17 protein-coding genes and 1 pseudogene are annotated in these 13,088 nt (G+C 38.1%); 13 read left to right on the top strand and 5 right to left on the bottom strand.

Annotated features, from left to right (window positions below; all coding sequences use genetic code 11):
* The first annotated feature begins 63 nt into the window (after positions 1-63).
* Positions 64-903, top strand: coding sequence for a thymidylate synthase (locus ACQVGS_RS11130; RefSeq protein WP_004399560.1), 840 nt, complete (start codon positions 64-66; stop codon positions 901-903).
* A 490-nt stretch (positions 904-1,393) separates the two neighbouring features.
* Positions 1,394-1,747, top strand: a complete 354-nt coding sequence (locus tag ACQVGS_RS11135; RefSeq protein WP_491831724.1) for a hypothetical protein — start codon at positions 1,394-1,396, stop codon at positions 1,745-1,747.
* 178 nt (positions 1,748-1,925) lie between these two features.
* Here the strand turns inward: ACQVGS_RS11135 and sspC are convergent, their stop codons facing one another.
* Entirely contained in the window at positions 1,926-2,144 is a 219-nt protein-coding gene (sspC, locus tag ACQVGS_RS11140; RefSeq protein ID WP_017474724.1) for an acid-soluble spore protein SspC, read from the bottom strand.
* Positions 2,145-2,261: 117 nt separating this feature from the next.
* Here sspC and ACQVGS_RS11145 point away from each other — a divergent pair, with 117 nt between their 5' ends.
* The 3 genes from ACQVGS_RS11145 to ACQVGS_RS11155 all read left to right on the top strand — a co-directional run bounded on the left by ACQVGS_RS11145 (position 2,262) and on the right by ACQVGS_RS11155 (position 4,267).
* Positions 2,262-3,089 (top strand): metallophosphoesterase family protein, encoded by an 828-nt coding sequence (locus ACQVGS_RS11145; protein ID WP_491831726.1) that lies wholly within the window; start codon positions 2,262-2,264, stop codon positions 3,087-3,089.
* 43 nt (positions 3,090-3,132) lie between these two features.
* Positions 3,133-3,369 carry a hypothetical protein gene (locus tag ACQVGS_RS11150; RefSeq protein ID WP_491831728.1) on the top strand — a complete coding sequence of 79 codons (237 nt, stop codon included), beginning with the start codon at positions 3,133-3,135 and terminating at the stop codon, positions 3,367-3,369.
* Positions 3,370-3,589: 220 nt separating this feature from the next.
* Complete coding sequence (locus tag ACQVGS_RS11155; protein ID WP_068947580.1) at positions 3,590-4,267, top strand: DUF559 domain-containing protein; 678 nt, start codon at positions 3,590-3,592, stop codon at positions 4,265-4,267.
* A gap of 52 nt (positions 4,268-4,319) precedes the next feature.
* On the opposite strand, the gene ACQVGS_RS11160 is transcribed toward ACQVGS_RS11155, so the two are convergent.
* Positions 4,320-4,538, bottom strand: coding sequence for a hypothetical protein (locus ACQVGS_RS11160; protein WP_491831730.1), 219 nt, complete (start codon positions 4,536-4,538; stop codon positions 4,320-4,322).
* 91 nt (positions 4,539-4,629) lie between these two features.
* Here ACQVGS_RS11160 and ACQVGS_RS11165 point away from each other — a divergent pair, with 91 nt between their 5' ends.
* Both ACQVGS_RS11165 and ACQVGS_RS11170 read left to right on the top strand, forming a co-directional pair.
* The gene (locus tag ACQVGS_RS11165; RefSeq protein WP_491831732.1) at positions 4,630-5,220 is read left to right on the top strand and encodes a PDDEXK family nuclease; all 591 of its coding nucleotides are present in this window, start codon (positions 4,630-4,632) and stop codon (positions 5,218-5,220) included.
* Positions 5,221-5,391 carry a hypothetical protein gene (locus ACQVGS_RS11170; protein WP_164914266.1) on the top strand — a complete coding sequence of 57 codons (171 nt, stop codon included), beginning with the start codon at positions 5,221-5,223 and terminating at the stop codon, positions 5,389-5,391. It abuts the gene before it with no gap.
* Here the strand turns inward: ACQVGS_RS11170 and ACQVGS_RS11175 are convergent.
* The gene (locus ACQVGS_RS11175) at positions 5,383-5,850 is read right to left on the bottom strand and encodes an SDR family NAD(P)-dependent oxidoreductase (RefSeq protein WP_213417550.1); all 468 of its coding nucleotides are present in this window, start codon (positions 5,848-5,850) and stop codon (positions 5,383-5,385) included. The genes ACQVGS_RS11170 and ACQVGS_RS11175 overlap by 9 nt on opposite strands.
* A 355-nt stretch (positions 5,851-6,205) precedes the next feature.
* Between ACQVGS_RS11175 and ACQVGS_RS11180 the strand changes: the two genes are divergently transcribed.
* The gene (locus ACQVGS_RS11180) at positions 6,206-7,354 is read left to right on the top strand and encodes a phytase (protein WP_491831735.1); all 1,149 of its coding nucleotides are present in this window, start codon (positions 6,206-6,208) and stop codon (positions 7,352-7,354) included.
* Positions 7,355-7,423: 69 nt separating this feature from the next.
* Here ACQVGS_RS11180 and cgeB read toward each other — a convergent pair whose 3' ends face one another.
* Positions 7,424-8,377 (bottom strand): spore maturation protein CgeB, encoded by a 954-nt coding sequence (cgeB, locus tag ACQVGS_RS11185; RefSeq protein WP_188323065.1) that lies wholly within the window; start codon positions 8,375-8,377, stop codon positions 7,424-7,426.
* 6 nt (positions 8,378-8,383) lie between these two features.
* Positions 8,384-8,785 (bottom strand): spore crust protein CgeA, encoded by a 402-nt coding sequence (cgeA, locus tag ACQVGS_RS11190; protein WP_024121772.1) that lies wholly within the window; start codon positions 8,783-8,785, stop codon positions 8,384-8,386.
* 203 nt (positions 8,786-8,988) lie between these two features.
* On the opposite strand from cgeA, the pseudogene cgeC reads away from it, so the two are divergent.
* The 5 genes and pseudogenes from cgeC to ACQVGS_RS11215 all read left to right on the top strand — a co-directional run bounded on the left by cgeC (position 8,989) and on the right by ACQVGS_RS11215 (position 13,088).
* A pseudogene (cgeC, locus tag ACQVGS_RS11195) lies at positions 8,989-9,269 on the top strand (spore maturation protein CgeC).
* Positions 9,270-9,346: 77 nt separating this feature from the next.
* Positions 9,347-10,627, top strand: a complete 1,281-nt coding sequence (gene cgeD, locus ACQVGS_RS11200) for a spore maturation glycosyltransferase CgeD (protein ID WP_188323064.1) — start codon at positions 9,347-9,349, stop codon at positions 10,625-10,627.
* A 28-nt stretch (positions 10,628-10,655) separates the two neighbouring features.
* A complete protein-coding gene (gene cgeE / locus ACQVGS_RS11205; protein ID WP_188323063.1) occupies positions 10,656-11,435 on the top strand; it encodes a spore maturation N-acetyltransferase CgeE in 780 nt (259 codons plus the stop codon).
* Positions 11,436-11,502: 67 nt separating this feature from the next.
* Positions 11,503-11,634: a YjcZ family sporulation protein gene (locus ACQVGS_RS11210; protein ID WP_373271166.1), complete on the top strand. Its 132-nt coding sequence runs from the start codon at positions 11,503-11,505 to the stop codon at positions 11,632-11,634.
* A 131-nt stretch (positions 11,635-11,765) separates the two neighbouring features.
* Positions 11,766-13,088: an aspartate aminotransferase family protein gene (locus ACQVGS_RS11215; protein ID WP_127696852.1), complete on the top strand. Its 1,323-nt coding sequence runs from the start codon at positions 11,766-11,768 to the stop codon at positions 13,086-13,088.

Consider the following 13,088-nt stretch of genomic DNA (forward strand, 5'->3'; position numbering starts at 1 on the left):
CTTTCCAATTTATAACTAAGAATATCTTACCAAAGTGTGTAAATGAAAGGAAGTTAATTTTAAATGACTCAATTCGATAAACAATACAACTCAATCATAAATGACATTATAAATAATGGAATCTCAGACGAAGAATTTAATGTAAGAACCAAGTGGGACTCTGATGGAACACCGGCTCATACACTAAGCGTGATTAGTAAGCAAATGAGGTTTGACAACTCAGAGGTTCCTATTTTAACGACAAAAAAGGTTGCCTGGAAAACAGCCATTAAAGAGTTGCTCTGGATTTGGCAGCTAAAATCTAACGATGTTACTGAATTAAACAAGATGGGCGTACATATTTGGGATCAGTGGAAACAAGAAGACGGCACCATCGGAAATGCTTATGGATTTCAGTTGAGCAAGAAAAACAGAAATCTAAATGGAGAAAAAGTGGATCAGGTTGATTATCTTCTGCATCAATTGAAGAACAACCCATCTTCACGGAGACACATTACAATGCTTTGGAATCCTGATGAATTAGACTCAATGGCCTTAACACCATGTGTATACGAGACCCAATGGTACGTTAAACAAGGGAAACTCCATCTGGAGGTAAGAGCACGGAGCAATGATATGGCGTTGGGAAATCCATTCAATGTATTTCAGTATAATGTGTTGCAGCGCATGATTGCTCAAGTCACAGGTTATGAGCTTGGTGAATATATCTTTAACATTGGGGATTGCCATGTGTACACACGTCATATAGACAATTTGAAAATTCAAATCGAAAGAGAACAGTTTGAAGCACCTGAATTATGGATCAATCCCGAAGTTAAAGATTTTTATGACTTTACAATTGATGATTTCAAGTTAATCAACTATAAGCATGGCGACAAGCTTTTATTTGAGGTAGCGGTTTAACCAATTTGTATTCATAAATAAAGGTTGTTGAAATAAACTCTCTCAACAACCTTTATTTATTTTAGTTAAGTATACAATTACATTTGTTGTTTTGGGTTGAAAAGTCTGCTGCTTGAGCATTTTCAGTAGAGACAGATAATGATACTGAAGATACCAACAAAAAGGAGAACAAGAATAAAAATGATTTTTTCATAAATAAAGCCTCCTATATATAGTGTAAGGTAAGGATAGAATAAAATTACAGAAAAGTCAAAATAATTTATATTTTAAACGGGTTATTAAAACATCTTCGTATGAACAGAGGGATTTGTCAGGGCTAAGTAAATGGATTTAAGAATGAAAATAAAATAACTATAGACAAATACAAATAATATGTATAATATAATAATAGAAGATGATGAAATGACAGTTTTTTTATCCAATATACAAAAACAAAAAATATACATTTTTTAAAACTGATATTTTATTCAAACTTTAAGGAGGTGATTCATTGGAGGTAGGAGACAAAATACATAGCACAAACGAACAGATAAGAGCCTTGGAGGAAAAGAAATATCAAATTGAAACAACTTTACTTGAAAAACATAGGGATCTTTTAAGACTTGAAACTCAGCAAAACAAAGAGAAGCTTGAATTCTTATTCGAGCTAAGCGAAGTCTTAAGCCACTTGGAAGATGAAGAATGGGTAAGTTGCACGATTGCTTTACGAATTATTAGAAGAAATAAAAGAAAGTATTTAGACCTTTTTGAGCTGGTTAATGAAAAAGCATACATAAATAAGAATAAATTTAAAGTTCTCCATGATGAATTCTTTGAACTGAAACAACAATTAAATGAAGTATGAGGAGTTGTCAGTTGACGGTAGCGAAATTGGAGGTGACAAATATATGTGTACATGTGAAGAGGGTAGTGGCAAATGTCCTTATTGTGACGGAGCGCTGGATATATTCTAAATGAAATCTGTATTTTAAAGAGAAAGGTGTTATATGAACAGGGAGTAGCAGAAGCCACTCCCATGAAGATTAATGGAATTGACCGCCCATGTTTTGTTGAGCTAAGCGAACTAAACGTTTAGTGATTTCTCCACCAACAGAACCGTTTGCACGAGAAGTAGTCTCAGCGCCTAATTGAACACCAAACTCAGAAGCTATTTCAAGTTTCATTTGTTCAATAGCTGAAGCTGCTTGAGGAATTAATAACTCATTATTGTTGTTTGATCTTGATCTGCTTTGTTGAGCCATCTTATTCATCTCCTAAAGTGTAATGAAAACAAGCTTGTTTGAATCATATTATGGAGAGATTATTTTAATTTATACACGCCAAAGAAATAAATTTTCATTAAGGAAGGTGGGGACAAAATGAAAATCGATTATGTATCAGATCTCCATATTAATCATTGGATTCCCTGGAATGTGAATCAGATTAAGTGGGAGAAGAGAACAAGGGAAATCGTAAATAGGTTAATTTCAAATGGTAATGGAGAGGTATTGATCATTGCCGGTGATTTTACTGAATGGAATCAACAAACATTATGGGTTTTAGATGAGGCAGCAAAGCAATACGAGAAGGTTTACTTTACATATGGTAATCATGATCTTTATTTACTTAGCAAGAGTCAAAAAAGAAAGTATTCAGACTCAATTGGAAGGTTAAATGATCTAATCAAGAAGGCCACCAACATAAAAAATGTAACTCCATTAATTAAGACAACTGAAACATACAAAGGTAAAGTCTTCGCAGGAGATGTAATGTGGTACCTTCCAAAAGGAATGGAAGGATGGGACTTCTTTAAAGGAGTATCTAATGACTCAAATTACATTTGTATTAATGGCTATAACAAAGAAGATGGAGTAAGAGCGATGTGGAAAGAATCAATGGATTGGTATGAAACATTAAAAAACATTCAAGTTGATGTATTTGTGTCTCATGTTCCACCTGTTCACAATCCTTACTCTCTATTTGAGCCTAATACATGCTATATGGTTGATGTACCATTCATTAACGCAAAACATTGGATTTGTGGCCATGATCATTTACAAGCTGAGTTTGATAAAGAGGGAACAAATTTTCACATGAACTGTATTGGATATCCGTATGACTATGATAATTATCCGTGTGTCAACGTGATACCTGGTGAAGAAGTAGATTCATATAAAACATTTGAACTTAAAACATTCGAAATTTAATTCAATTAAAATTCTAATTTTATTCAGAAAGAGGAAATGATAAATGGATTATTCTAAACAGCTTGAAGAAAAATACCCTGCAAAAATTATTCAATATTTAAGGCAACGGGAAGGCTTAAAAGAGAATGATGTATCAATGGATAGAGAATTTTTAAATATGACAGAAGCAGAAGTGTTTCGAAATGTTCTGTCTTGGAATGGTTTTGTAGGATGGGATCATTTAATTAAAGATTGGATTAAAAGTATATATGGAATCGATCTTGATGAATTTAAGAAGTGAAATTGTTATTAAGTAAGGGAGGATGAAGCTTGAGAGGTAAAAACACTAAAGTAATCATAAAAAATGACTTGAAACATACGACTGTTGGACTGGTCTATAACATTTACACTGATGCACAAGGGAACTATATTCTAGATGATTTTGGCGATGTTCTTTACATTAATGTAGATTGTTTTGAAATTGTATAAAATGTTGATTTTATTTAGAAAGGGGGACGAGGATGGACAATTACCTACAAATACTTGACCAAGTTAAATCAATAGAAATGTCATTAACAACAAAGGAATTCACTGTTCAGATGATAAGTGATTACTTCGAAGTCCCTGAAGATACAATTAAGACAGTATTGAAAAGGAACATGAAAATAATACAGCAATATTCAGAAATAAGAACAGTTGAAATGAAAAAATTGAAACAGGAAGCAGCAATTTTTCAGTCGCCCAAATTTAAAAAAGTAAGAAGGCTATCCTTAGTTAATATATACGGTTTACTTAGAATAGGATTACTTTTACGGAACAGCATTATCGCAAGACAATTTCAGAAAAACGTTGGGCATCTTGAATTACCAGAAAGATTTACAGATGTAGTGATTGGTAATGCAGAATATAAAGCAAAAGAGAAAAAGTTAGGGGCGTTTATCAGTACAGCTTTTAAAGACGTATTCAGTATTGAGGAACAAGTGAAGTGTGGAACTTACTATATTGATTATGTCATTGAAGAGAAGGTTGCTATTGAATGTGATGAGCATGGACATAAAAGTTATTCGAAACACAAAGAATTGGTTAGAGAAGAGTACATAAAAAGAAAAGGTTATAAGTTAATTAGATTTAATCCAGATAGTGAGGATTCAGTATTTGAGCTAATCAACAGAGTCTTTCTGGCATGTAAAACTACATAAAATCGGTCTTTTATTTAGAATAAAAATAAAATTAGTGGATAAGTTAAGGTGTTTATGAATTTAAAAGTCCAACTAATAAGCCAAAGAGACTTAACACGATTGAAAGGCAAAGAAAAGCCCAAACCAAAGCTGTTAAAGGATTGTTAAGTCCAATCCTTTCTTTCCATCCTATTTTAGTGGATTCAGCAGTTTTATTCTTTGCTAATTGAATATATAAAACAACATTAAGACAAAGTGAAATAACGAGCGCTGGAACCAAATAAAGGCTCATTTTGACCACCTTTCCAACATTCAAGACTTATATAAGATTAATTTTAACATAACCATATTTTACCTACAATGTAGATTAGGAGAGTGATTGATTGGGGGCAAACAATCAAGGGAAAGTTTTTGAAGCGAACATTGAAAAATCTGCAGCAGATCAAAAGTTGTTCTTCTACCGGATTAAAGATGTTAACCCAATGTTCTTGAAAAGGGGGGCAGCAGTATCAAAAAACAAATATGATTGCTTTCTGTTCTTTAAGGGGTACTTGTTTCCTTTAGAACTTAAATCAACAAAAGATAAGTCTATAGCCTTTCGAGAAGAAATTATAAAGGCACAACAGATTAAACACTTAAAAGATGCAACACAATATCCAAACATAATCCCTGGTTTTCTGTTTCAGTTTAGAGAGCCGGAAAACAAAGTTTATTTCGTACATATTAATGATTTCCTTACATATAAGAACATAGCTGAAAAACAGTTGAAACATACATATAAGAATAAAGTAAACAAAGCCAGTATCCCGATTGCGATTTGTGAAGAAATCGGTACTGAAGTGCGCTCGATGAAAAAGAAAGTGAATTATACATATTATTTAAACAAGCTTTGCGGGGAACTAATTAAAAAAGAACAGTCAAGAGACAAACCCTTACATACATATAATACTCCTGTGAAAACGGGGGGTAGATAAATGCCTTATGAAGAATATGAAGAACTGAAGAAGAAAACAATTAAGGTTATTCAAAGAAAAAACTACTCAATAAGAATTATTGACCAAAAATTTGAGGATGATAACTTAGATCAGTTTTATAAAGAAGTTGCAAGATTACTATTTGAAAGGGCTCTGAAAAGTTCAGAATAGCCCTTTCTTTTTTATCAATTTGTAGTCAGTATCTTTAAAAACAGCTTTATCTGTACTGATATTGATGACATGCTGTACTCCATTGATTAGGGCGGCCTCCACCACATTCTGTCCGCCGATGAGATTGGTCTGGATCGCTTCAAACGGATTGTCTTCGCATGTCGGTACCTGTTTCAGCGCTGCTGCGTGAAAGACGATATCGACACCTGTCATCACCTGATTCACTCTCCGGTGGTCGCGCACATCTCCAAGTACAAATGAAAGCCGCTGATCCTCCGCATACTTTTGACTCATAACATACTGTTTACTGTCGTCTTTGCTGAATACAATGACCTTTTTTGGTGTAAGCAGCAAAAGGCGTTTGACAATTTGACTTCCGATTGAACCCGTTCCGCCAGTGACTAAAACTGTTTTGTTATGGAAAAATGGTTTTAGTTCTGCTGTTTGCTGTTTAGGCATGGCTTATCCTCCAACTCTCGTTTCTCTACCATGCATCATATGTTCAACATTTTAATCGAGTTAATGAAAGCAACCAATAAAACGAAATTTAGGGGAATGATGATGTCACAAAGTGTTCTTTTTTAATAGAAAATGAAGAGATTGGCTTAATCTAACTAAATAAACAGTGTACTAAATTTTCATATTATCTTTTTTCGCTCCATATAAACAGGTCCCATATGATCTTATCACGTCCATATAAAAAGCTCTCTTTTGAATTAGAAACACTACGAAAAAAAGGTTCGATTGTCTCACTGTTCATTAACTTCATATATTTTACAATAAGAAATGAAGGTTAAAATAAGGAGGCTGTAAAATGAAGTATCCAAAAACTATTCTGTTTAGTGCCACTGCGGGTTTATTGCTTAGCCTATCTGCAAACTCGGTATCGGCTCATCAGGCTGATGAAGCGAATCATTTCAAAGTGACGGCAAAGGGAGAGACTGACCCGGTTGCTTCAGGAGATGACGCAGCGGATGATCCGTCCATTTGGGTTGATGCAAAGCATCCGGAAAAAAGCAAATTGATAACGACAAACAAGAAGTCCGGGTTAGTCGTGTATGATTTGGACGGCAAACAGATCAATTCTTACGAGTTTGGCAAGCTGAATAATGTCGATCTGCGTTATGATTTTCCGTTCAACGGCAAACAGATTGACATTGCTGCTGCTTCAAACCGGACAGAAGGAAAAAATTCGATCGAAGTTTACGCCATTGATGAGGCAAAAGGTGAATTGAAAAGCATCACAGACCCAAAACATCCTATTTCCACTGATATTTCTGAAGTTTACGGTTTCAGCCTGTATCACAGCCAAAAAACAGGGGCATTTTATGCGTTGGTAACGGGAAAGCAAGGAGAGTTCGAGCAATATGAAATTGCCGACAATGGAAAGGGATATGTAACAGGGAAAAAAGTGCGGCAATTCAAATTACATTCACAAACTGAAGGTCTCGTCGCAGATGACGAGTACGGGAATCTCTATATAGCGGAGGAAGACACAGCAATTTGGAAATTTAATGCTGAACCATCTGGAGGATCGCAGGGCAAAGTCATTGATCTTGCTTCTGGAAAGCATTTGACAGCTGATATTGAGGGCTTGACCATTTATTATGCGCCGGACGGAAAAGGTTATCTTATCGCTTCAAGCCAAGGCAATAACAGCTATGCAATGTATGAAAGACAGGGAGGCAATCGGTATATTGGCAATTTTGAAATTACGGATGGTGAGAAAATAGACGGGACGAGTGATACTGACGGTATTGATGTTCTTGGTTTCGGGCTGGGGCCAAAATATCCGTACGGCATTTTTGTAGCACAGGACGGAGAAAATATAGAAAATGGACAAGCTGTCAATCAAAATTTCAAAATTGTATCATGGGAACAGATTTCTCAGCATATAGGCGGAAAACCTGACCTGAATAAACAGGTGAATCCAAGGAAGCTGAAGGACAGATCTGATGAATAAAGAAACAGCCTATTTTCGGCTGCTTTTTTATGTGCACGAAAAAATCGTTCATATGAAATGAACGATTTTTCAAGAAAGCGCCAGATGAATGGCTTTCAGTTTTGCGGGAAGCTCATCAAATGTATGAGCAGGAACGGTCTCTTTATAATTTAACGCCGCAGCTTTGTTTCGTTCCTCAGGATGATTGATATAGAAAGCGGCTTTTTCCTTAAAGTCGTTGATGCTGTGATAAGAAATAAAGGATGAAAAAGGATGTGCCGCGGGGAGATCCACTAGTTGAAATGCTTCGCATGCAGCGATATCAAAGGTGCGGTTATTAAAGCTTGTATTTTTAATGCGGCTTTTATTTTTGTTGAACATAAAATGATACGGCCGATGCGGATTGATCACGATGTCTGCCCCGTTATAATAATGAACGGCCTGTTCAGGCGGAACCCATGTGCTGACTACATCTATATGCGGCTGTTTGAGTACTTTTTTAGGCAGGTATTTTCTCCATTCCTTTCCGATGACCCGAACGGTGTACGGGAGATATGCCGCTTCTTTCACAAGCTGAACCCGATTAGGGTAAGGATAGCCGATGATAAGCAATTGTGAATGAAAGGAATGTGCGGTGTCCATTTTTTTAAACAGCCGATGATTAACAGGAATCGGAACATAATAGATATGCTGATAACCAAGATCCTGATAATAGAGAGCAGCATTTTGGTCAATTGTTAAAACTGCGTCAGCGTGCTTTATCACCTGAAGACTGATATCAATATAAAATGGGTCTTCTGTCAGCCAAACATATACGGGAATACCCTTACCCTTTAACCAGGTCAGCCAGTCGTGAGGAACGTGAACTCCAACCATCATGAGTGCGAAATCCGGCTGAAACGTTTCAATGCGTGACAGCGATTCGGTGTCTGGTGTATCTGCAGCCATGTATTCTGTCTGAGCGTGCCGAAAGCATTCTTCAGCCCAGCGGTCAAAATAACTGTATATTCCTCCATATCCCGACTGGATATACAAAATTTTCATTAGAGGTTATGAAAAGAATGTAACGCTTTCTACTTTATCTACATCAATCAATGTTGTCGCTTGACCTGGCGGAGTTACAGAGCTTTCCTGTGTGACAAATACGATGCCGTGAACTTGATCAAAAGCAACAAAGACAACCGGACCGATCATGTCACCGGAATCTGTCACAATGCTGATGGTAGTGCCAGGTGTAATTCTGGCAAAAATCCATCTTGCAGGAAGGGAAGGATCTAAAACAGATTCAGCAGTAACCGTTTCGCTTTCGTCAACTTTTTTATCAACAGCAGCTTCAAGTAATTCTTTAAGGTTATTATTCACGTTTTCTCCTCCTTCTGTTGCATTTGTAAATAAAGGGCTTAAAAGGCTTTTAATAATATCCTTTTTTAACTGCGCATTTTCACTGCTCAACACATACACCTCCTATTAATTATTGAACTCACGTTTAATCATATTCTCCTGATTGGCAATTGGTATGAGTCGAACGCCGTACCTGAGCTATTTTTCATATATTTAAGGAAAATGCTGATTTTCTTCTATGGATGGACATTGCCTATACCGCAATTGACAGCATGTTCATATTGTGAAACAGAGGGTAAGGGAGAGAGGGAAGTTTGGATTTAGAAAACAAAGTGAACCAAGAAGAAAATGACGACGAATTGCATTTTATTCTGTTTTTATTCATTCTGCTTATACGTCAAACAGCTTCAGACGGAAATCAATCTGGTCTCAAACGCCAGCTCGTAGTTGCCAAGAGCTTGGTGTCCGATTTCAAGAGTCAATCTGATCAATGGAGATACGCTTCAAAATGTTATCGTAAAAATCCCTGGCTGATTTGGTTATTTTTCAGAACCCGCTAAATCAAACGGGATCAAATGTTGCTATTGTAAGTTGAGGTGCTTTTTACATGTTGACAGAGGCTCTGCTTGCTGCGGAGCCGTTTTCATGTGTGACAATAGGAGGCTTGCAGAGATGGGGGACAAAGTTTCCATTATTTTAACGAGTTATAACAAACCTGATTATCTGCAAATGGCGATTGAGAGTGTCATCAATCAAACTCATAGCAATTGGGAGCTTTTTGTTATGGATGACCATTCAAATGAGAAAACGATTGCGGTGATTCACAAGTACCTTCATGACCAGCGCATTCGTTATAAAAACAGCTTCGTCCATCCTCAAAATCGATTAAAAACAACCCGTTATGCCACATTAATTAATAACGCTCTTCCATTTGCCGCAGGCGACTACATTTCTTATCTCACCGATGATACAGTTTATCATCCTGATCGGCTGAGCCATATGGTGCAGACATTTTTGTGTCATCCTGAAGCACAGGCAGTCTATTCAAAACAAAAAGTTGTTCATGTAAACGAAAGAGGAGAGGAAATTTCCCACTTTTACAGAGATGCCAATGCGGTGCTTGATCAAGCCGCTTTTCAAGTCGATCATTGCTCTGTTATGCATCGCCGTTCGTTGCTTGATCGGATCAAAGATAAATATGGAAGCTATTGGGACGATGATATGATGCATTGGAATCACGGCGACTCAATTTTTTGGATTAGAGTAAACACATTTGCCCCGTTCCTGCCGATAAATGAAGTATTAGATACAACGTATAAGACCCCGAATTCCTTTCAAAACGCTTATCAGTTTCTGCCCGCCGATTTGATTGACGGCACGTTTGTAAAAGGATCTGATCAACATGTGTATTTTCTTGATCAAGGTGTGCGGCATCCTGTGGGGGAGAGATGGAGTTCAGTGTATCTGGATCGGACTGTTGTTATCCCCGATCCGTATTTATTTCAATATCATACGGGGAAATGTTTAAACATTCCGAATTATGTTTTGGTAAAAGAAGCTGACCAGCCTGCAGTATTTTACATTGACGCCGGTAAAAAAAGACGGATAGAAAGTCAGCATGCTTTTCAATTTTATCAATTTAAAAGAAAAGATATTTTGACGATTGAAAAAGAAGTGCTCGAGGATCTGCAGGAAGGGCCGCCTATCACGCGGGACAGATCTGGGGTGATCGCAAATCCGCCTGGACGAAGGCTGTTTTTTATAGAACGCGAGCGGTTTCTATTTCTAAACGGTGTTTTTCATCCAATCAGCGAGCAAGTGGCGAGAAAATTCTTTTTGCAGCAGAAACCAATACCCGCTTCTTTCCGGAATATTCAGCAATTTCCAATTGGAAAGCCGTTTTATCCGGTGTACGATGAGATTATAAAGAAATTAAATATTGCAATCGAGTAAATGTATAGGTCATAAAAAGGAGACATTCATGACAGGACATTATTCAAAAACGGAGCATCAATACCTATCGTTAACGTCTGAATCGAAGTTGTTTGGTCATTACAGTGTATATAAAGATTCCAAGCTGCCGCAAATTTTTTCTCATAATTTTGTGCAGCTTCATGATACATTTCCATTGGAGCGTATACCTGATTTTTTGCCGTCCGTACCGAAGCTGCTTGATGCGAATTATATCCATTTAAAAGCGTCTCCTCAGCATGTTTTTCCGCTCGTTTTGAAGCAGTCGCTTGTGAAAAGCGGTTTTGTGGTTGAAGATGAGCTGTTATACTGCATGAAGCTTGAAGACTGGAAGGGACAGACGGGACATCCTTTCACGGCATGGGGGACGGCAAAGAGTCTTAGTGACGGATCTTCTATCATGAAAATTTATGACTCGCTTTATATAGGAGAGGCAACCGCAGAACAAAAATTAGTGAGAAAATATCCTTTTTACAAAGCGGGTACGATTTTGCTTGTCGTTTGTTACAGCGATTCATCACAGAACATTCCGATTGGCTGCGGAGAACTTTTTATTGATTCGCAAGAGAAAACGGCGAAAATTGAAGAAGTGGCGATTTTGGATCAGTTTCAAAGAAGGGGCTACGGCAGTATTCTTGTGGGTGAGATGCTGTCCATTGCCAAATCTTTAGGAATGGACGATGCTTATTTAGTGGCCTCAAATTCTGATGGCGTTACTCATTTTTATGAAAAGCTCAAATTTAAAAAATTTGAGCGGGTGCACACTGTTTTTCATTATTTCCTTACATAGATGGGCATTTGCACAAACCGTTTGGGACTTGGCCCGCATACAATGCCGTATATCGTGATAAGAAAGGATGAAAAACAATATGCATGGATATTATCATGGATACGGTTACGGAGGATTTGGCTGCGGGACAAATACATTTGTATTGATTGTTGTCTTGTTCATTTTATTAATTATCGTCGGAGCCGCTTTTATTTGCTAGATGAAATAACACAAGAGCCTTTCGAAGTTCGGAAGGGCTCTTTTTTTGTGCGAAAAAAGATTTTATAGGGAACGTCATGCCGCTATTTGGACACTCATACAATGTAGAAAAGGTGTTTTTGAGGTGGAAGCATGAGCAGTTATTTAATTAAGCCAGAACTTAATGCGGAATATCCGATTGTCAGTCATGCAAAGGGCACATATGTGTATGATCAGAACGGAAAAAAATATCTTGATGGCTCATCTGGTGCGGTGACATGCAATATCGGCCATGGGGTTGATGAAGTAACCGAGCAGCTGAAAGAACAGCTTGATAAGGTGTCTTTTGCTTACCGCTCGCAGTTTACGAGTGAGCCGGCCGAGCAATTAGCTGCTTTACTGGCTGAGCAGCTGCCGGGAGACTTGAATTGGTCTTTTTTTGTCAATAGCGGATCAGAGGCCATAGAAACGGCAATGAAAATCGCCATTCAATATTGGCAGGAAAAAAAGCAGACAGAAAAATCCATCTTTCTCTCACGATGGAGCAGTTACCACGGAATAACTTTGGGAGCGCTTTCATTGTCGGGATTTTATGAACGCAGGTACCGGTTCACCCATTTGCTAGAGCGTTATCCCGCTCTCTCAGCCCCGCATATATATCGGCTGAATCAAGAGGCAAAAAAAGATTTTGTTCAAAAGGCTGCGGAGGAGCTGGAAACCGCTATAAAAAGAATCGGAAGTCAGTTTATTGCTGGATTTGTGGCAGAACCTATTATTGGAGCCGCGGGAGCAGCAATCACTCCTCCTTCTGGATATTATGAGAGATTGCAAGCGGTGTGCCGCTCACATGGTGTGCTGTTTATTGCGGATGAAGTGATGACCGGGCTTGGGAGAACTGGGAGGATGCTTGCGACAGAGCATTGGCATACCGTTCCTGATATCGCTGTGCTTGGAAAGGGGCTCGGTGCAGGCTACGCGCCTATTGCAGCTGCAGTTGTGTCTGATACGGTTCTCCAAACGATAAAACAAGGATCAGGTATTATTATGAGCGGTCACACATACAGTGCTCATCCCTTTTCAGCCAAAGCCGCTCTCGAGGTTTTGCGTTATGTTATCAGACACGGCTTGATCAAACAGGCTGAAGAAAAGGGCTTCAAGCTGAAAAAGAAACTTGAAGAGATGATGCACCGAAGCGGCATCATTGGGGATGTCCGCGGCAAAGGACTGCTGTTAGGCGTTGAATTTGTGGCTGATAAAAAGACAAAGCGAGTGTTTCCGCAAGATCGGTCGATGACCCAGCGTATCATCAGCGAAGCAAAAAAACGCGGGCTCATTGTCTATCCTGCCAAGGCTGGAATCGACAGCGGGGAAGGAGATGCCGTAATCATCGCTCCTCCATTCACAATCTCAGACGGAGAGATGGAAGAGCTTATATCAACTTTTTCGGAAACAGTTGCAGAAGTTGAAAAAAACTGA

Source organism: Bacillus sp. SD127, from assembly GCF_058566445.1.